Source organism: Streptomyces gossypii (assembly GCF_025165795.1).
In the GTDB taxonomy this organism is placed as follows: domain Bacteria; phylum Actinomycetota; class Actinomycetes; order Streptomycetales; family Streptomycetaceae; genus Streptomyces; species Streptomyces gossypii.
In genome coordinates this window covers 113,951-133,493 of the sequence record NZ_JAJAGO010000016.1, presented here as the reverse complement: position 1 = coordinate 133,493, position 19,543 = coordinate 113,951, and the positions used below count along the sequence as shown (strand labels likewise).

The 19,543-nt window shown below is 69.5% G+C and carries 17 protein-coding genes; 14 read left to right on the top strand and 3 right to left on the bottom strand.

Annotated elements, in window-relative coordinates:
• The first annotated feature begins 64 nt into the window (after positions 1 to 64).
• The 7 genes from LHJ74_RS28930 to LHJ74_RS28900 all read left to right on the top strand — a co-directional run bounded on the left by LHJ74_RS28930 (position 65) and on the right by LHJ74_RS28900 (position 6,896).
• Positions 65 to 1,297: a phosphoglycerate kinase gene (locus LHJ74_RS28930; RefSeq protein ID WP_260221165.1), complete on the top strand. Its 1,233-nt coding sequence runs from the start codon at positions 65 to 67 to the stop codon at positions 1,295 to 1,297.
• A gap of 4 nt (positions 1,298 to 1,301) precedes the next feature.
• Complete coding sequence (tpiA, locus tag LHJ74_RS28925) at positions 1,302 to 2,078, top strand: triose-phosphate isomerase (protein WP_260221164.1); 777 nt, start codon at positions 1,302 to 1,304, stop codon at positions 2,076 to 2,078.
• Between the two features lie 180 nt (positions 2,079 to 2,258).
• Positions 2,259 to 2,486 (top strand): preprotein translocase subunit SecG, encoded by a 228-nt coding sequence (gene secG, locus LHJ74_RS28920; protein ID WP_260221163.1) that lies wholly within the window; start codon positions 2,259 to 2,261, stop codon positions 2,484 to 2,486.
• A 158-nt stretch (positions 2,487 to 2,644) separates the two neighbouring features.
• Positions 2,645 to 2,980: an RNA polymerase-binding protein RbpA gene (locus tag LHJ74_RS28915; protein ID WP_260221162.1), complete on the top strand. Its 336-nt coding sequence runs from the start codon at positions 2,645 to 2,647 to the stop codon at positions 2,978 to 2,980.
• A gap of 156 nt (positions 2,981 to 3,136) precedes the next feature.
• Positions 3,137 to 4,801 carry a glucose-6-phosphate isomerase gene (gene pgi / locus LHJ74_RS28910; RefSeq protein WP_260221161.1) on the top strand — a complete coding sequence of 555 codons (1,665 nt, stop codon included), beginning with the start codon at positions 3,137 to 3,139 and terminating at the stop codon, positions 4,799 to 4,801.
• Between the two features lie 383 nt (positions 4,802 to 5,184).
• Positions 5,185 to 6,120: an RNA polymerase sigma-70 factor gene (locus LHJ74_RS28905; RefSeq protein ID WP_260221160.1), complete on the top strand. Its 936-nt coding sequence runs from the start codon at positions 5,185 to 5,187 to the stop codon at positions 6,118 to 6,120.
• An 80-nt stretch (positions 6,121 to 6,200) separates the two neighbouring features.
• The gene (locus tag LHJ74_RS28900) at positions 6,201 to 6,896 is read left to right on the top strand and encodes an NAD(P)-dependent oxidoreductase (protein ID WP_260221159.1); all 696 of its coding nucleotides are present in this window, start codon (positions 6,201 to 6,203) and stop codon (positions 6,894 to 6,896) included.
• 21 nt (positions 6,897 to 6,917) lie between these two features.
• Here the strand turns inward: LHJ74_RS28900 and LHJ74_RS28895 are convergent, their stop codons facing one another.
• Entirely contained in the window at positions 6,918 to 7,895 is a 978-nt protein-coding gene (locus tag LHJ74_RS28895) for a GntR family transcriptional regulator (protein WP_260221158.1), read from the bottom strand.
• A gap of 203 nt (positions 7,896 to 8,098) precedes the next feature.
• On the opposite strand from LHJ74_RS28895, the gene LHJ74_RS28890 reads away from it, so the two are divergent.
• From LHJ74_RS28890 to LHJ74_RS28865, 6 genes are all read left to right on the top strand, one after another.
• On the top strand, positions 8,099 to 9,364 hold the full coding sequence (locus LHJ74_RS28890; protein ID WP_260221157.1) for an extracellular solute-binding protein: 1,266 nt from the start codon (positions 8,099 to 8,101) through the stop codon (positions 9,362 to 9,364).
• Positions 9,365 to 9,457: 93 nt separating this feature from the next.
• Positions 9,458 to 10,363 (top strand): carbohydrate ABC transporter permease, encoded by a 906-nt coding sequence (locus tag LHJ74_RS28885; RefSeq protein ID WP_260221208.1) that lies wholly within the window; start codon positions 9,458 to 9,460, stop codon positions 10,361 to 10,363.
• A complete protein-coding gene (locus tag LHJ74_RS28880; protein ID WP_375546860.1) occupies positions 10,360 to 11,313 on the top strand; it encodes a carbohydrate ABC transporter permease in 954 nt (317 codons plus the stop codon). Before LHJ74_RS28885 ends, LHJ74_RS28880 begins: the two co-directional genes overlap by 4 nt.
• A 63-nt stretch (positions 11,314 to 11,376) precedes the next feature.
• Positions 11,377 to 12,975: a beta-N-acetylhexosaminidase gene (locus tag LHJ74_RS28875; protein ID WP_260221156.1), complete on the top strand. Its 1,599-nt coding sequence runs from the start codon at positions 11,377 to 11,379 to the stop codon at positions 12,973 to 12,975.
• Positions 12,976 to 13,007: 32 nt separating this feature from the next.
• Positions 13,008 to 14,438 carry a cellulose binding domain-containing protein gene (locus tag LHJ74_RS28870; protein WP_260221155.1) on the top strand — a complete coding sequence of 477 codons (1,431 nt, stop codon included), beginning with the start codon at positions 13,008 to 13,010 and terminating at the stop codon, positions 14,436 to 14,438.
• Positions 14,439 to 14,631: 193 nt separating this feature from the next.
• A complete protein-coding gene (locus LHJ74_RS28865) occupies positions 14,632 to 16,539 on the top strand; it encodes a M64 family metallopeptidase (RefSeq protein WP_260221154.1) in 1,908 nt (635 codons plus the stop codon).
• Positions 16,540 to 16,688: 149 nt separating this feature from the next.
• Here the strand turns inward: LHJ74_RS28865 and LHJ74_RS28860 are convergent, their stop codons facing one another.
• Entirely contained in the window at positions 16,689 to 17,348 is a 660-nt protein-coding gene (locus tag LHJ74_RS28860) for a TetR/AcrR family transcriptional regulator (protein ID WP_260221153.1), read from the bottom strand.
• A 186-nt stretch (positions 17,349 to 17,534) separates the two neighbouring features.
• On the opposite strand from LHJ74_RS28860, the gene LHJ74_RS28855 reads away from it, so the two are divergent.
• Positions 17,535 to 18,653, top strand: a complete 1,119-nt coding sequence (locus LHJ74_RS28855; RefSeq protein WP_260221152.1) for a serine hydrolase domain-containing protein — start codon at positions 17,535 to 17,537, stop codon at positions 18,651 to 18,653.
• Between the two features lie 217 nt (positions 18,654 to 18,870).
• On the opposite strand, the gene LHJ74_RS28845 is transcribed toward LHJ74_RS28855, so the two are convergent.
• A complete protein-coding gene (locus LHJ74_RS28845; RefSeq protein ID WP_260221151.1) occupies positions 18,871 to 19,416 on the bottom strand; it encodes a GNAT family N-acetyltransferase in 546 nt (181 codons plus the stop codon).
• Positions 19,417 to 19,543 lie beyond the last annotated feature (127 nt).

Below are 19,543 nucleotides of genomic sequence, written 5' to 3'. Positions count from 1 at the left end.
GCCCTGGGCCGTGCAGGGGCAGGCCGTGCAGCGGCAGGGCCGGAAGCAAGGAGTTCCACCAAGTATGAAGACGATCGATGATCTTCAGGTCGCCGGGAAGCGGGTCTTCGTCCGCGCCGATCTGAACGTTCCGCTCGATGGCACCACCATCACCGACGACGGCCGCATCCGCGCCGCCGTCCCGACGATCCGCAGGCTCGCCGAAGCCGGTGCCCGGGTCGTCGTCGCCTCCCATCTGGGCCGCCCCAAGGGCGCCCCGGAGCAGCAGTTCTCGCTCGCGCCGGTGGCGCAGCGGCTCGGTGAACTGCTCGGCACCTCCGTGGGCGGCGAGGTCGCCTTCGCCACCGACACCGTGGGGGACAGCGCGAAGGCCACCGTCGGCTCACTTGCCGACGGCGGGGTCACGCTGCTGGAGAACCTCCGCTTCAACGCCGGTGAGACCAGCAAGGACGACGCCGTGCGCGGCGCCTTCGCCGACGAGCTGGCACAGCTGGCCGATCTCTACGTCGGCGACGGGTTCGGCGCCGTACACCGCAAGCACGCTTCGGTGTACGACCTGCCGGCCCGGCTCCCGCACGCCGCGGGCGGCCTCATCGCCACCGAGGTCGGGGTGCTCAGGAAGCTCACCGAGGACGTCCGGCGTCCGTACGCCGTCGTGCTGGGCGGTGCCAAGGTCTCCGACAAGCTGGGCGTCATAGACCATCTGATGACGAAGGCTGACCGGATTCTCATCGGCGGCGGGATGGCGTACACCTTCCTCAAGGCCCAGGGCCACGAGGTCGGCTCCTCGCTGCTCCAGGAGGACCAGGTCCCGGCCGTGCGCGGTTACCTCAAGCGCGCGAAGGAGCTCGGCGTGGAGTTCGTGCTCCCCGTCGACGTCGTCGTGGCCCCCTCCTTCCCCGATCTGAAGGCCAAGGCGCCAACCGGCCCGGAGACCGTGGCGGCGGACGCCATCCCGGCGGGGCTGATGGGCCTGGACATCGGGCCGCGCAGCTGTGAGCTGTACGCAGCGAAGCTCGCCGACGCGGCCACCATCTTCTGGAACGGCCCGATGGGGGTTTTCGAGCACCCCGACTACGCCGCCGGGACTCGTGCGGTGGCCCAGGGTCTGCTCGACGCCGAGGCACCCTCGGGCGGTGCCGCCTTCACGGTGGTCGGCGGCGGAGACAGCGCCGCAGCCGTACGGCTGCTCGGCTTCGACGAGAACGCTTTCGGCCATATCTCGACCGGTGGCGGCGCCAGCCTCGAATATCTCGAGGGCAAGACGCTCCCCGGCCTCGCCGCACTGGAGGACTGACCGTATGAGCAGCCGCACGCCCCTGATGGCGGGCAACTGGAAGATGAACCTCAACCACCTTGAGGCCATCGCGCACGTGCAGAAGCTCGCCTTCGCACTCGCCGACAAGGACTTCGAGGCCGTCGAGGTGGCCGTTCTGACTCCGTACACGGACCTGCGCTCGGTGCAGACCCTGGTCGACGGCGACAAGCTGAAGATCAAGTACGGCGCCCAGGACATCTCCGCGTACGACTCCGGCGCCTACACCGGCGAGATCTCCGGACCGATGCTGGCCAAGCTGAAGTGCACCTACGTCACGGTGGGGCACTCGGAGCGGCGCCAGTACCACGGCGAGGACGAGGCCGTGTGCAACGCGAAGGTCAAGGCCGCCTACCGGCACGGGCTGACGCCGATCCTCTGCGTCGGTGAGGGCCTCGAGGTCCGCAAGGCGGGCAATCAGGTCGCGCACACCCTCGCGCAGCTCGACGGCGGCCTCAAGGACGTCACCGCCGAGCAGGCGGCGACGATCGTGATCGCCTACGAGCCGGTCTGGGCCATCGGCACGGGTGAGGTCGCCACGCCGGACGACGCGCAGGAGGTCTGCCACGCGATCCGGGTACGCCTCGCCGAGCTGTACAGCGAAGAGGTCGCCGCCGCCGTGCGGATCCAGTACGGCGGCTCCGTCAAGTCCGGCAACGTCGCCGCGATCATGGCGCAATCCGATGTGGACGGTGCGCTGGTGGGTGGCGCCGCGCTGGACATCGACGAGTTTGTGAAGATCGTCCGGTTCCGCGATCAGTAGCCGCACCACCAACGAGTGACGACGGGGGACCACGCGTCGTACCCTGTCGGGGGCCGGGCCTCACGCCCGGCCCCACCCGCTGTCCTCAGCGTTACCCGTAAGCAGTCGTTCGTTCACCGTCCGAGTTCACTCACCGTCCGAGTTCGCTCGTAGTCCGAGAGAGTTGGTCCAGCCGTGGTCATGGGGTTCTCTATCGCCCTCCTCGCCTTCAGTGGTCTGCTGATGCTGCTGGTGCTGATGCACAAGGGGAAGGGCGGCGGCCTCTCCGACATGTTCGGTGGCGGCATGCAGTCTTCCGTCGGAGGCTCCTCGGTGGCCGAGCGCAACCTCGACCGCCTCACGGTCGTCGTCGCCCTTGCCTGGTTCGCCATCATCGTGGTGCTCGGTCTGCTGATGAAGTTCGACTGACGCCCACGCGTATCCGCGGCCTATCATGGGCTCGCGTTCGTGACCGACGCGGTAACTCCGGTCACTGGACGTGCGTTGGACCCTACGTACACTAGGGCGCCCGCGGCGGAGCTGCTTCGCTGTTGCTCCGCGGCACCGTGAGGCAGGGAGTTACGACCGTGGCAAGTGGCAACGCGATCCGGGGAAGCCGGGTCGGAGCGGGCCCGATGGGTGAGGCCGAACGGGGCGATTCCGCGCCGCGTCTGCGCATCTCCTTCTGGTGTTCCAACGGGCACGAGACCCAGCCGAGCTTCGCCGGCGACGCGCAGATCCCCGAGACGTGGGACTGCCCCCGCTGCGGCTTCCCGGCCGGGACGGACCGCGAGAATCCGCCGGATCCGCCACGCACGGAACCGTACAAGACCCATCTGGCGTACGTGCGGGAGCGGCGCAGTGACGCCGACGGCGAGGCGATCCTCGCCGAGGCGCTCGCCAAGCTCCGCGGCGAGATCTGAGCCGCTGTCCCTGGACCGCCGCCTGCCCGGCGGCTGCGACCGGCAGTTGGACATCCCACGACGGCACGGCCGCCCACCCCCGACGGGTGCGCGCCCGTGCCGTCGATCCTTTAGGTTGGGGTGCGGCGGGGCACGTACGAGATGAATGGGCTGACTGTGCAGACAGGGCAGACGAACACCGAAGGCCACACCCGGCTCGACCAGCTGCCCCAGTGGCACGCGCTGGCCAAGCACCGTGAGGAGCTGGGGGAGGCGGGGCTGCGCGAGCTCTTCGAGCGCGACGCGGACCGCGCCGCACGCTACGTCGTGCAGGTCGGCGATCTGCATGTCGACTACTCCAAGCACCTGGTCACCGACGAGACGCTCCGGCTGCTGCGCGAGCTGGCCGAGGCGGTCGGCGTCGCCGGGCTGCGCGACGCGATGTTCCGCGGCGAGAAGATCAACCTCACCGAACGGCGCGCGGTCCTGCACACCGCGCTGCGCGCCCCGCGCGACGCGGTGATCGAAGTCGACGGGGAGAAAGTCGTCCCCTTGGTGCACGCGGTGCTCGACCGGATGAGCGCCTTCGCCGACCGGGTGCGCTCGGGGGAGTGGACCGGGCACACCGGGCTCCCCATCCGCACCGTCGTCAACATCGGCATCGGCGGCTCCGACCTCGGTCCGGCGATGGCGTACGAGGCGCTGCGCCCGTACACCCGCCGTGATCTGGACTTCCGCTTCGTCTCCAACGTCGACGGCGCCGATCTGCACGAGGCACTGCGCGATCTGGACCCGGCCCAGACGCTGTTCATCGTCGCCTCCAAGACCTTCACCACCATCGAGACGATCACCAACGCGACGGCGGCGAAGCGCTGGCTGCTGGACGGTCTCGGTGCTGGACCGTCGGCGGTCGCCCGGCACTTCGTCGCCCTGTCGACGAACGCCGAGGCGGTCGGCGCCTTCGGCATCGACACGGCCAACATGTTCGAGTTCTGGGACTGGGTCGGTGGACGCTACTCGTTGGACTCCGCGATCGGCCTCTCCCTGATGACCGCCATCGGCCCGGACGGCTTCCGCGAGATGCTGGACGGCTTCCGGCTTGTCGACGACCACTTCCGTACGGCCCCGGTGGAGGCCAACGCACCGCTGCTGATGGGCCTGCTCGGCGTCTGGTACGGCGGCTTCCACGACGCCCAGTCGCATGCCGTGCTGCCGTACTCGCACTACCTTTCCAAGTTCACCGCCTACCTCCAGCAGTTGGACATGGAGTCCAACGGCAAGTCCGTGGACCGCGAGGGCCGCCCCGTCGACTGGCAGACCGGCCCGGTCGTCTGGGGCACTCCGGGCACCAACGGGCAGCACGCCTACTACCAGTTGCTGCACCAGGGCACCCGGATGATCCCCGCCGACCTGATCGGCTTCGCCCGCCCGGTGGAGGAACTGGGCCCGCTCGCCGGGCAGCACGACCTGCTGATGGCCAACCTGTTCGCCCAGGGCCAGGCTCTCGCCTTCGGCAAGACGGCGGACGAGGTGCGGGCGGAGGGCGTCCCCGAGGAGCAGGTGCCACACCGCACCTTCCGGGGCGACCACCCGACGACGACCCTGCTCGCCACGGAGCTGTCCCCTTCCGTGCTCGGGCAGTTGATCGCGCTCTACGAGCACAAGGTCTTCGTCCAGGGCGCCGTCTGGGACATCGACAGCTTCGACCAGTGGGGCGTGGAGCTGGGCAAGGTCCTCGCCAAGCGCATCGAGCCCGCGCTGACGGACGGCACCCCCGTCCCCGGCCTGGACTCCTCCACGTCCGCCCTCGTCGCCGAGTACCGGGCCCTGCGCGGACGCTGAATCCAGGCGTCCGGCGCGGCGGAGAGGCACCATTGACCTGTCGGCGAGAGCGTCGCCTCCGCGGTGGCGCGGCAGGCAGCTCTTTCCTGACAGCTCTTCCTGGCAGCCCTTCCTGACGCTCTTCCTGACGGCCGGACCGGGGGCCATGTCACAGGCGGCCGCGCTGTCTTGTCTCAGAGAGCGAAGACAGGCGCTGACGTCAGGAAGATGATGAACATGCGGGTATGTGTGACGAGCGGGACCGGGATTGCGGGGAGGCGGCTGGTACCGCAACTCCCGGCCGTCGGCCACCAGGTGCGCTGTGGCGGGTCCTGCGGGCCCGGCGCCCTCGCCGACGAGCTGCGCAACCCCTTGTGGCGGCAGGGCTTCGTGGAGGAGCCGGCGTGATCAGCACCGAGGAGTTCCAGGAGCTGCGACCGCTGCTGTTCTCGATCGCCTACCGGATCCTGGGCAGCGTGGCCGAAGCCGAGGACGCCGTCCAGGAGACCTGGCTGCGCTGCGCGATCTCCACCACACCCCCCGCCTCGGCCAAGGCCTACCTGTCGGCTGTGGTCACCCGCATCTCGATCAACGTGCTGCGCTCGGCTCGCGTCCGGCGCGAGGAGTACGTCGGACCGTGGTTCCCCGAGCCACTGCTCACCGACCCCTACCAGGATCCGGAGCAGTCGGCGGAACTTGCCGACTCGGTGTCGATGGCGGCCTTGTTGCTGTTGGAGCGGCTCAGCCCGCTGGAGCGGGCGGTCTTCGTGCTGCGGGAGGTGTTCGCCTTCGGCTTCCCGGAGATCGCCTCGGCGGTGGGCCGCTCCGAGGGGGCGTGCCGCCAACTGGTGGTGCGTGCGCGCCGCCACATGGACGAGGGCCGCCCCCGGTTCGAGGCCGACCGGCGCGTGCGCGACGAACTCGCCGAACGGTTCTTCGACGCGTTGCGGGAAGGCGACTTCGACGGACTGCGGGAACTGCTCGCCGCCGACGTGTCGATGGTCGCGGACAGCGGAGGCAAGGCCCCGCAGTGGGCCAAGGGCTTCTTCGGCGCTCACCATGTGTGCCGGGTGCTCGCCGCGCTCCTTCCACCGTTCGTCCGGATCGGCGGCGTCGTGGAACCGCACCAGATGAACGGCCACCCCGGCGCGATCTTCCGCGACCAGGACGGCAAGGTCATCAACACCTGGACGCTCGACATCCTCGACGGGCAGATCCAGACGATCCGCACGGTGAGCAACCCCGACAAGCTCGGGCACGTGGGCCCCGTACGGGACGCCTGGGCGGTCCTGCGCGAGACGCGGCAGGCGGGCCGGGCCGCGGACTCACCGGAAAGCTGACTGCGCCCCGCCCCAGTCGCCGCGCGCAGCTTGCCCGACCGTTCTCGAAAAGGCGCACCAACCAGGGAAGGACCGTCGTCATGCGTATCGCAGTCTTCGGAGCCAATGGCCCCACTGGCCGGCTGCTCACCGGCCAGGCACTCGCCGCCGGACACCAGGTCGCCGCGGTCACCCGGCAGCCTGACGCGTTTCCGCTGCACCATGACCGACTCGAGGTGGTCGGTGCCGATGTGCTCGATGCGGTCGCCGTCGACGCCGTCGTGGACGGTCGGGACGCGGTGCTGTCGACGCTCGGGGTGCCTGCCGGGAAACAGCCGATCAGCACGTACTCGGAGGGAGTGGCCAACATCATCGCCGCGATGGATCGGCATCGGGTGCGTCGGCTCGCCGTGGTCAGCTCCAGCGGGGTCGACCCGCACCCGTACTCCGACGGCGGATTCCTGTTCAACCGAGTACTTCTGCCCTACGTGACGAGGGTGCTGGGCAAGACGTTGTACGACGACATGCGGCGGATGGAGACGCTGGTCCGGGCCAGCGATCTGGACTGGACGATCGTGCGACCGAGCGGGCTCTACCACCTGCCGTCGGCCACCGACTACACCCTTGTCGAGGGCCACGCCGACGGCAGGTTCACCGCCCGTGTGGACCTGGCCGCGAGCATGCTGGCCCTGCTGGGCGACGACCGCCACCATCACGCCACACTCGGCGTCATCACCACCGTCGACAACCCGGCCTTGCTCCAGTGGCTTCGCCGCGAAGCAGCCGCCAGGGGTTGAGCCGGTTCGTCCGCCCCTACGTCAACGGCCCGACTGGATGTCTCCGACGGTGGAGGAGGTCATCGGGTCGCGGTAGGCGAAGTCCCCTGGCGGGATGCCGGGGTGGTGCTCGCCGGGGTCGGAGGAGGTGGCACCGGTCGGGCCGAGTGTCAGCCTGGAGACGATGCGGTAGCGGTCGCCCCGGTAGATCGAGTGCACATACTCCACCGGGCGGCCCTCGGTGTCCGTGGTGAGCCGTTCGAAGAGCAGCGCGGGGGAGAGCACCGGCACGTCGAGCAGATCGGCCTCGGCCCGGGTGACGACGGTGGGCTCGATCGCCTGGACGGCTTCCCGGACATGCACCTGGTGGTGTTCGCCCAGGTGCTCGTAGAGGTCACCGGCCTCCAGTTCCGGAGCGGAGAGACCGGGCACCAACCCGGCCGGAATGTGCAGGTGTTCGATGGCGATCGGCGCCCCCTCGACCAGCCGCAGCCGCGCGACGTACACGATCTCGGCGGCCGGGGAGAGCCGCAGCTTCCGCCCCGTCCGGGCGCCGGCCTGGACGGTGGTGAACTCCAGCAGCCGGCTCGACCATGTGCCGGAGGCTTGCGGCACGCTGAGCAGCTGGTCGCCGGAGACGAGTTCCTGGGTGATCTTCCGGGGCGCGACGAACATGCCGCGGCCGTGTTCCCGCACGAGCAGTCCGGTGGCCACGAGTTCGTCCACGGCTGCCCGCAGCGTGGGCCGGGAGACGCCCAGTCGGGCGCAGAGGCTGCGCTCGGACGGGATGGCGTCACCGGCCTGGCGCGACTCGATCAGCTCCAGAATCACCTCGCGCACTCGTTCCCGCTTGAGCACCGCTCCCGGAGTGCCGGCCTCCGGGCCCCTCTCGTCGTAGCCGTCCGTGCCGGTGCCCTGACTGGTGTCCCCTGCCGCGGAGTTGTCCCCGTCCCTCACGTCATGCCCCCTTGTTGCCTTTTTCTGTTTACCAGTGGTGCTGAGCTTGTCGAAGGTGGTCATCTGGTAAGTGGAGTCTAGCTGCTGGGAAGGGCGGCCCGCCCTCGGGTGATCGGCAATGCCCTTGGTGGGGCCTGTAAAGCGAAGTATGCAGGGGTACTTGACGACCTCATTGGTCCATGCCATTTTCATCACCACCAACAGGTCATGTATCCAGTTGGCTACCACTGGTCAAGTGGTTAGGTCTCTCCTGGTCGAGGTGCATCGTGAAGTTCCGCTTGCTTGCCTGCCTGTCCGCGCTCGCGATGACCGCCGGGCTCAGCGCCTGCGGCTCCTCCGACTCCTCCGGTTCATCCGGCGGTTCCGAGGAGCTGACCGTATGGGTGATGAAGGACAGCGTCACCGACTCCTACCTCGACCGCTTCGCGGCGGACTTCGAGAAGAGACACAGCGGCACCGTCCTGGACATCCAGATCCAGGAGTGGGAGGGCATCAGCCAGAAGATCACCTCCGCACTGGCCAGCAACGACGCCCCTGACGTGATCGAGGTCGGCAACACCCAGGTCGCGCAGTACGCGGAGAGCGGCGGAGTGCGGGACCTGACCGGCAAGGTCGGCGAACTCAAGGGCGAGGACTGGCTCCCCGGTCTCGCCGAGCCCGGCAGGACCGACGGCAAGCAGTACGGCATCCCGTGGTACGCCGCCAACCGTGTCGTCGTCTACAACAAGGACCTCTTCGAGAAGGCGGACATCGACGCCGCCGCGATCAAGACCCGCGATCAGTGGACCGAAGCCTCGGCGAAGCTCAACTCCGGCGGGACTCAGGGCATCTACCTGCCCGGCCAGTCCTGGCACGTGCTTGCCGGCTTCATCTGGGACGAGGGCGGCGATCTGGCCGTCAGATCCGGCGGCACCTGGAAGGGCTCCCTGCACACCCCGGAAGCGCTGCGCGGAATGGACTTCTACCGGGAGCTCCAGTCCCACGGCAAGGGGCCAAAGGACGCCGACGAGGCCGAGCCCCCGCAGGCAGAGGTGATGGGTGAAGGCAACGTCGCCCAGATGATCTCCGCTCCGGGAGTAGCCCGCGCCGCCGTCGAGAGCAACCCCGAACTCGAAGGCAAGCTGGGCTTCTTCCCGATACCCGGCAAGAGCGCCGACAAACCGGGCACCGTCTTCCTCGGCGGCTCCGACCTGGTGATCCCCGAGACGTCCGCCCACCCCGACCTCGCCTACCAGGTCGTCAAGGCGCTCGCGGGCGACAAGTGGCAGACCGAGCTCGCCACCACCATGAGCTACGTGCCCAACCGTGCCTCGCTGTCCGGTGCGCTGAAGGGAACGGAGGGGGCAAAGGAGATGGCGGAGGCGGCACCCGGGGGGCGGGCCACGCCCAACTCGCCGCAGTGGACGGCCGTAGAGGCCAACAACCCGATCAAGGCGTACCAGACCCGGGTGCTGACCGGGGGTGACGCGAAGTCCGCCGCGAAGGAGGCGTCCGAGTCGATCGGCAAGACCCTCAACGCGAAGTCGTCCTGACCACACGAGCCTGGGAAGGAGGAGGCCGTGACCGCAACCGTGCGGAAGAACCCGGTCGTCGAATCACCGCCACGTCCACCGCGCCGTCGCCCCCTGCCCTCCGTGCCACGCCGGATCGCCGGACTCTGGCCCTACCTGCTTGTCGCGCCCACCGTGCTGGGTGCCGCCTTCCTCCTCGCCTACCCCGTCCTGCGGAACCTGCTGATCTCCTTCCAGTACTTCGGCATGCGCGAACTGATCCGCGGGGGCGCCGGATTCGCCGGCTGGGACAACTACCGCGAGATCCTCGGCGACACGGAGTTCTGGGAGGTGGTCCGGCGCACCTTCGTGTGGACCGCGGTCAACGTCGTGCTGATCATGGTGCTGGCCACCCTCGTCGCCCTCATGCTCCAGCGGCTCGGCCGTCGGATGCGCATGCTGGTGATGAGCGGGCTGGTACTGGCCTGGGCGACCCCGCACATCGCCGCCACCACGGTCTTCCAGTGGCTCTTCCAGTCGCAGATGGGCGTCGTCAACTGGGTGCTGGTCCGGATCGGCTTCGACTCCTTCGAGGGCTATACCTGGTTCGCCCACGGCAACTCCACCTTCGCGATCCTGGTGGTGCTGGTCGTCTGGCAGTCCGTGCCGTTCGCGGCGATCACCCTGCACGCCGCGCTGGTCACCGTGCCGGAGGAGATCTACGAGTCGGCCCGCACGGAGGGCGCGAGCGCGGCCCGCATCTTCCGCTCCCTCACCCTGCCGATGCTGCGGCCGATCTTCGGCCTGGTGCTGTGTCTGGAGGTCATCTGGGTCTTCCGCTGCTTCGCCCAGATCTGGGCCGTCAGCCAGGGCGGGCCCAACGGAGCGACCACCACCCTGCCCGTCTACGCCTTCCAGGTCGCACAGTCCCTGCACCGCTACGACCTCGCCGCGGCCGCCTCCACCATCACCGTGCTGCTGCTGGTCACCGTCCTCATCGCCTACTTCCGCCAGATGTACAAGCAGGAGGCAGAACTGTGAGTGCCGCGACGGGGACCCGCCCCGGCAGACCGCACACCCTCACCGGACCCGGCGCGGCGGCGGCGCACGGCGGCACCGGACGAAAGGCACAGGCGAAGCGGCGCCACGGGCGAGTGCGACTGCGGCGGCGTCTGCGGCGGCTGCCGCTGACCGTGACCGCCCTCGTCGTCTTGCTCTGCTCCGTCTTTCCGGTGTACTGGATGGTGCTCACCGCCTTCAAGCCGACCGGGGACATCCAGTCCGAGACCCCGGTCTTCCTGCCCACCTCGCTGACCCTGGAGCACTTCTCGACGGCCGTGCGGGCGGACGGATTCTGGATCTTCTGGCGCAACAGCCTGACGGTCACCCTCGGCGGGGTGCTGCTCGCCCTCATCGTGGCGGTCGGCGCGGCCTTCGCCGTGGCCCGGATGCGCTGGAAGGGGCGGCGCGGCTTCCTGCTCATGGTCTTCATCGCCCAGGTGGCGCCCTGGGAGGCCATGCTGATCCCGATCTACATCATCTCGCGGGACACCGGGATGCTGGACAGGCTGTCCATGCTCACGCTGATCTATTTCATGATCACGCTGCCGTTCACCATCGTGACCCTGCGCAGCTTCCTGACCGGTATCCCGGTGGAACTGGAAGAGGCCGCACGCGTCGACGGCTGCACCCGCGCCCAGGCATTCCGCCGGGTCACCTTCCCCCTGCTGGCACCCGGCCTGCTCGCCACCTCGCTGTTCGGCTTCATCACCGCGTGGAACGAGTTCGCCTTCGCCAACATGCTCATCATCAAGAACCAGGACGACCGCACCCTGCCCGTCTGGCTGTCGTCCTTCTCCAACGTCTTCGGCACCGACTGGGGCGCCACCATGGCCGCCTCCACGCTCTTCGCCCTGCCGGTCCTGATCCTGTTCCTGGTGCTCCAGAAACGGGTCGCCACAGGCATGACGGGCGGCGCCGTCAAGGGCTGACCCTCTGGCCCCCTGCACGCCGCGCCCAGCACGGACCCGTCCCGCTTCGAACCGGAGGCCGCCATGCCCGCAAGCCGCACCCACTTCGACCTCGTCCCGCGCCCCACCCGCGTAGTGCCCCGGCCCGGCCGCTTCACCCTCGACGCCACCACCTCCGTACGGGCCATGCCCGGAGCGGAGGACGCCGCGGACCTGCTGCGCACGCTGCTGGGGCCGGCCACCGGACTGCCGCTGCCCGCTTCCCCCGCCGGCGAGATCGTGCTGGCTGTGGACCCGCAGCTGAGCGGCCTGCGCGAGGAGGGGTACGGCCTCACCATCGGCCCCCACGGACTGCTGCTCCGCGGCGCCCACGCCACCGGCCTGCTCCGCGGCATCCAGACGATCCGCCAGCTCCTGCCCCCGGCGGCCCTCGCCGCAGCGCCCGAGGCCGCAGCGCCGCGCCGCGAGGCCTGGTCGATGCCGTGTGCCGAGATCACCGATGTGCCGCGCTACCGCTGGCGCGGAGCCATGCTGGACGTGGCCCGTCACTTCCAGCCCGTCTCCTATCTGCGCCGCTACGTCGACCTGCTCGCCTTCCACAAACTCAACGTGCTGCACCTCCACCTGACGGATGACCAGGGATGGCGGATGCCCGTCCCCGCGCTCCCCCGGCTCACCGGGATCGGCGGCCACCGCGCCCAGTCGATGGTCGGCCCGGCAGGCTCCACCACGTACGACGGGCGCCGGCACGGCGGCAGTTACACCCGCGCCGAACTCACCGGGCTGGTCGCCTACGCGGCGCGGCGCGGGGTGACCGTGGTCCCCGAGATCGAGATGCCCGGCCATGTGCGGGCCGCCCTCGCCGCCTATCCCGCACTCGGCAACAACCCCGGCCGCACGCTGGACGTCTGGACCCGGTGGGGAGTCTGCGAGACCGTCCTCGGCGTCCACGACGAAGTCCTCGACTTCTGCCGGACGGTCCTGGCAGAGGTCATGGACGTCTTCCCGTCCGAGCACATCCACCTCGGCGGCGAGGAGTGCCCCACCGTGGAGTGGGAGCGGAGCCCTGCGGCGCGCCGGCGGGTGGCGGCCGAAGGGCTGTCCGGACCGCAGGCACTGCACGGCTGGTTCATGGGCCGCATCGGTGAGTTCCTCGTGCAGCACGGGCGGCGGCCCACCGGCTGGGCCGAGACCGGCGCCGAACTGCCGCCCGGCTTCACCGTCATGTCCTGGCGCGGCCAGGTGGACGGCCTGAACGCCGCCCGCCGGGGCCACGACGTGGTCACGGCCCACTACCTCTCCACCTACCTCGACTACGCGCAGTCCGAGGACTCCGGCGAGCCCGCCGCCCAGCCCGGCGCCGTCGTCGACCTCAAGGCCGTCCACGCGCTCGACCCGGCCCCCGAGGCATGGGAGAGCGAGGCCGCCGCGCGGGTACTCGGCACCCAGGCCCAGCTGTGGACGGAGTTCGTCACCACCCCCGGCCACATCGAGTACCTGGCCTTCCCGCGGCTCTGCGCACTCGCCGACCGGGCGTGGACGGACAGCGCGGGCGGAGCCGACGACTTCCTGCCCTGCCTGGAGCGGCACACCGCACGCCTGGACGCCCTCGGCGTCAACTACCGCCCACTCGCACCGCGGCCCTCCTCCGCCGCGGTGGCCAGAACGGCACGTGTCTCCTAGGAATCCCGACCTCCTACCGGAAGGAAGCACTCATGTACGGAAAGAAACAGCGGCGAAGCACGGCCGCACGCACCGCGCTCGTCGTAGCCGCCGCGTCCGGCCTGTGCGTGGCCGGACTCACCGCACCCCCGGCCACGGCCGCCGACGGCACCCTGGCCGTCCAGTACAAGACGGGAGCGACCGGCGCCACCGCGGACCAGACCGAGCCCTGGCTGAAGGTCGTCAACACCGGCAGCAGCAGCACGCCGCTCAGCGGCGTCAAGGTCCGCTACTACTTCAAGGCGGACTCGGCCTCCGCCGAATACCGCTTCGCCTGCTCCTGGGCGGTCAAGGGCTGCGCGAACGTCACCGGCACCTTCGGCAGGCTCGCCAACCCGACGGCCACCGCGGACCGCTACCTCGAAGTCGGCTTCACCTCCGGGGCAGGCTCGCTCGCCCCGGGCGCCGACACCGGCGACCTCCAACTGCGCTTCCACCAGACGAACTGGCAGCCGGTCAGACAGAGCGATGACTACTCCTTCGACGCGAGCCGCACCTCGTACGGCAACGCCGACAAGATCACGGCGCAGGTCGGCGGCAGTATCGCCTGGGGCACCGCCCCCGACGGGAACGACCCCGGTCCGGACCCGGACCCGGACCCCGACCCGCCCGGTGACGCACCCAGCCTGTTCGACGACTTCAACTACTCGGGCCACACCGACCCGCAGATCCGCGCGCACGGCTGGAGCATCCGCTCCAACGCGGGCGGCCCCGGAGTGCCCGGCGCGACCTGGGACCCGTCGAACGTCACCTTCGCCACCGAGGGCGGCAACTCCCTGATGAACATGGAGACCTCGACGGCCGGGACCGGCGCGTCCACCGAGCACACCGAGATCCTCACCCAGGCCACCAAGTTCAGGAACGGGACGTACGCCGCGCGGGTCCACTTCTCCGACGCCCCGAAATCCGGGCCGGACGGCGACCACCTCGTGCAGACGTTCTTCCCCATCAACGACCTGACGGCCCCGATGGCCGACGACTACTCGGAATACGACTTCGAGTACCTCCCCAACGGCGGCTGGGGCGAGCCCTCCAACATCCTCTACGTCACCTCGTGGGAGACCTACCGTCCGGACCCGTGGGAGGCGGTCAACCGGCACACCGAATCGCGGCAGAGCTACCAGGGCTGGCACGACCTCGTGCTCACCATCGACGACAACGCCATCAACTACTACGTCGACGGCCAGCTGTTCGGCACCCACGAGGCCCGCTACCTGCCCGAACGCGACATGTCGATCAACTTCAACCAGTGGCTGATCGATCTCGCCGGACAGACCTCCACCACCCCGCGCGCCTATGACCAGAAGGTCGACTACGTCCTGCACACGCAGGACCAGGTGCTGACTCCCGCCCAGGTGAACGAGAAGATCGACGCCTACCGGGAATCCGGAACCACCTTCGAGGACACCGTCCCCGGCAGCTGACGGCCCCCTTCCGGGCGGCACCCGCCGCCCGGAAGGGCACCTTGCACCCTGCGCGCAGCAACTGGTCAGCAGAGCCCTCGGGCTGGCCGAAGGCCGCATCCGGGTGCCGTGACCGTGCGTCCGGGAAGTCGGAGGCGATCATTCCGCTCAGCCTCTTACCAACCACCCGGACATCGCCGTACGCTGCGAGCTTATGAGAATCCCGGACAAATTTGCGAGTGCCGCCACCGCGGCGGCGCTCCTGGGCGTGTGTGTCACGGTGGCGCCGTCCGCCACCGCGGAGCCCGCGCGGGCTAGCGCCGCTGAGGCGAGCGTCGCCGAGGTGACCGACGCCGCGACCGTTGTGCCGGTCCAGACGACCGGCCCCGCCGACCGGCGCTTCAACCTCGTCGTCCTGGGCGACGGCTACACCGCCGATCAACTCCCGGAGTTCCGGGCCGACATCGAGAAGCACCTCAACGTGTTGTGGAGCCAGGAGCCCTTCGCTTCCTACCGTTCCTACATCAACGTCTGGGCAGTCGAGACCCCCTCCGCGGAGTCCGGCGTCGACTGTGACCCGTCCCTGACCTCGCCGCACCGTGACACCCCGCTCGACATGGGCTTCTGGGGCGGCTGCAACGCGGACAGTGTGCAGCGGCTGCTCACCGTCGACTCCCGGAAGGCGGCCGCCCTCGCCGATCTGGTATCGGGCACCGAGAGCGCCAACCGGCAGATCGTGGCCCTCGGCAACAGCGACACGTACGGCGGCGCGGGCGGCACCTACGCCACCGCGAGCGGCGGGAACGCCCTCTCCACACTGATCACTCCGCACGAGATCGGCCACTCGCTGGGCAAGCTCCAGGACGAGTACGACTACTACGCACGCGGCGAACCCGGCGGCACCTACACCGGAGACGAACCCGCCTCCCGCCACCACACCCTGCTCACCGAGGACGAGATGCGGGCCGAGCGGAAGAAGTGGTGGCGCTGGCTGGGTGAGGAGAGCCTGTCCGGCGGCACCATCGGAGGTCACGAGGGCGGCCTCTACCAGACCAAGGGCGTCTGGCGGCCCAGTGAGCACTCGATGATGAAGAGCCTCGGCTACTCCTTCGACCAGGTCGAGCGCGAGGTCATGACGCAGGCCATCACGGACAAGGTAGACCTTGTCGAAGCGCACGCCCCCAACGCCGCGCCCGTGCGCGACGACCGCACCCTATGGGTGGACACCCTCCACCCGGTCGGCGGCGAGCTCTCCACAAACTGGACCGTCGACGGCAAGCAGGCCGCGAAGTCGGTGCGCACCCTCGACCTGCGCCGTCTCGACCTCAGCCCGGGGAAGCACACCGTGACGGCCACCGTCACCGACCCCACGTCCTTCGTGCGCGACCCGGCGATCCGGGAGACCTCCCTGACCCGCAGGGTGACGTGGACCGTCCAGGCGGGCAAGGGTGCACCGCCGACCCGGCGCACTCCGGTCTCACCCGAGTTCACCGGGCACACCGCGACCGATACGCCGGTCGGCGCGGAGTCGGTGGTGTACGCCGACACCACGCATCCCACCAAGCGGACCTACCGGGTGCAGTGGAAGCTGGACGGGCGTACGGTGCACAACCGGGGCAACGACCGCGACCTGGACCTCGGCGCGCTCAAGCTCCGCCCGGGCACCCACACGCTGACGGCGCGCATTCCGGGCACGAAACAGTCCCTGAAGTGGGCCGTGGACGCAACAGCGGCCAAGGCCACGTACGACCTCTCCGAACCGCTGCACACGGTGCACCGGCCGGGCCGTCCGGCGGAGTACGTGTACGACGGGCCGTTCACCATGAAGCTGACGTCGGCCGATGACCAGGACGGCCATGTGATCTCGCAGTTCCGGGTCAACGGCGACGGCTGGTACACGTACTACGGCTGGCCGACGGACGCGGACGCTCCGTTCCGCTTCACCCCTGGCGGCACCGTGATCGACGATCTCGTCTACGGCAAGCTCGGCTCGTTCCGCGGGGTGCCATGGGACGACGCGACGCCCGAATACGGCACGCACACCGTGGAGTACCGGACCATCGACGCGGCGGGCAACATCTCCACACCGCGGTCCTTCCGCGTCACGCTCCTCGAGAAGTGACGCCCGGCCGGGCGGGGCCAAAGCCCCGCCCGGCCCCACTCAGGCCGCCGAGGCCGTAGGGACTGCTCAGCGCGCACTTGACCTCCAAGCGGCCGACGACCTATGCCTACGCGCCATCGTCGACGGGGCAAAAATTGGCGTACGCGGCATTAGCTCGGGCAGATTGCGGCCTCGATGTGGGCAAGGTGGGCGGCGAGGATCTCTTCGAACGCGGCGCGGCGATCCACCCCCAGAGGGCGGACGTCGCGGGCGAAGTAGGCCAGGGCGGGGAAGTGTTCGGGGTCGGCGCCGAGTACCGTGACGCGGAACAGCTCCATGCCCTGTTCGTACTCTTCCGAAGTGATGGTGCTGACTTCGGCCTCGGAGGCGATCAGCGCGGCGATGAGGACCGCGAGCCGGTGGTAGCGCGCCGGGATCTCCGCGTCGGGCAGTCCCGACGCGCGCAGGGCCTGTAGTACCTCTTCCACGACCAGCCGGGAACCGGCGCCGCCTGACGCATACCGTCCCCAGACAGCGGCGAGCTGGGGCTGCCGGCCGAACGCCTCCCTCACGCGCAGGGCCAGGGCGGTGATGCGCTGCTTCCAGTCGCCCTCGGGGTGGTAGTCGTCCATGGAGGCCAGGAGGATGCGGTCGGCGACCGCGCGCAGCAGTTCTGTCTTGCTGCGGAAGTGCCGGTAGAGACTGGAGGAATCGGTCCCAAGGGTCGCGGCGAGCTTGCGCACACTGAACGACTCTGTGTCGCTCGTGCGCAGCAACTCCACTGCCGCATCCAGGATTTCCTCGGTCGACCAACGCCTTCGACCTGTCATTTCGCCCCTCTCGTCGAACTCAGTCTAACTTGTGCACTTGGCGTTGCACGCACCGCGTGCATAATGAGGACATGAGCGTGCCGAGCGACCCGGCAGCAGGCGGGCCGACGTGTCACGCGTGCCCTGTCACCCGGGTCAGGCAACCGATGCGGAGCTCACCCCGGGGAACACGAAAGGACGCAGGACGTGAAGAACCCACTGAATTCCGCAGCGCTGAACGCAGCCATCGAAGACGTCCACCGCGCCGGGATGCCGGGCCTGTTCGCCGAGGTGCGAGACGGTGACCAGGTCTGGCGCGGTGCCGCCGGGGTCGCCGATGTCGCCACCGGCCGCCCCGTCACCGCCGACATGCGGCACCGGGTCGGCAGCATCACCAAGACCTTCACCGCCGCAGCGGTCCTGCAACAGGTCGAGAGCGGTCAGATCGGTCTCGACACACCGATCGGCCGGTACCTTCCGAAGCTGGTTCCCAAGGAACGCGGTGACGCGATCACGGTCCGGATGCTGATCAACCACACCAGCGGCCTCGCCGAGTACCTCCCGTACGCCTACCCCTCCCTCAAGGCGTTCCCCGTCGCCGCGGACACCAGGCCGCAGAGCCTGGACGACCACCGGCATACGCGGTTCGACCCCGCCGAACTGATCGAGATGGGGGTCACCGCACCTGCCGTCGGCACCCCGGGCGGCACTCCGGGGGTGTACTCCAACACCAACTACCTGCTCCTCGCCCAACTCCTGGAAGAGGTGAGCGGCACAACGGCCGAGCTGTGCATCACCCGGAACGTCATCGAGCACGCCGGGCTCCGGGACACCGGATTCCCCGCCGGCCCGTACGTCGAAGGGCCGCACTCGCAGCTCTACGAGGCATGGTTCGGCATGATCGACCCTCCGCGCGACTACAGCGTCTTCGACATGTCATACGCGGGACCGTCGGCCTCGCTGATATCGACCGTCACCGACCTCAATCGCTTCTACGGCATGCTGCTGGCCGGGGAGATCGTCAGCCCGTCGTCGCTGGCGCAGATGCAACGCACTGCCCCGGTCGTCTCCCAAGAGGGCAAGACGATCGACTACGGCCTCGGCCTGTACCCGATGGAGGGGCCCGGGCAGGGCATCTTCTGGGGCCATGGAGGCACGGTCTGGGGTGGTGGAGCGCTGGCCATGACCCGTGCCGACGGCAAGCGGCAGATGGCAGTCGCGGTGAACCTGCAGAGGTGGAACGGGTTCGACTCCTCCGGCAAGCCGCAGCCCCATCCCGTCGACGACGCGCTTGCGACTCTCTACCGCGTGGCGATGTACGGCTGACCGGGCCGGGGAGACCGCGGCCCGGCACGTTCCACGGCTCGCTGGCAGCTGACGACCTTCCCAGACGAGACGGGCCGCGGCCTGTATCTCGTCTCCCCGCTCGCCGACCGCTGGGGCATCACGCCTCGCACCGGCGCGCCCGGAATACACATCTGGGCCGAACTCCACCTCGCCACCTGAAGTCCGCCGACGGTATGGCGATCTTCGTCAACCGTGGTCAGTCTGGGGTGGCGGGGCGGTCGATGCGGTAGACCTCGTGGGTGCGGTCGTCCGCCGGGTTGTCCGGGGTCAGGTCGGCGGGGCCGATTCTTCGCAGTCCGGCCTTCTCCAGCGCCCGCCACGAGGCGCGGTTGGCCGCGTGGACCGGGACGACGACGGCGGCGGCGTCCGGATGGTCGGTCCAGGTGGCCGCGATGATCGCCCGGATGATGCGCGGGCCCAGCCCCTGCCCCACCCGTGCGAGGTCGCCGAGCAGGTAGTCGATAGTGACGGCCGTGTCGGGCAGGTCGATTTGTGCGGCCAACTCGGCCCGGTAGTCGGGGTAGTCCGCATACCGGCACCGCTGGACCAAGGAAACCGGGGTGTCGTCCAGCATGACCAGCAGGTCCTCGGACGGCTCCTCGCCGCGTGCCGCCGGCCCGAAGTCCCGTGCGATGGCCTCCGGGGACGTGTCGTGGTGCCACCACCGGGCCACGTGCGGCTGCGCCAGCCATTCCCGCAGCAACCCGAAGTCCCCCTCGGTCACCCGCCGCCAAGTGATCACCGTGCCTCCTCGCATCCGTCCCAGGCCCCGCTAACGCTAGTGGCTAGGACACGGCCAGAGGGCGCGGAGCGGCCTTCGGCGGTCCGGCGTCCGAGTCGACCCGACACCTCGGCGAGGTCGTCCCGGC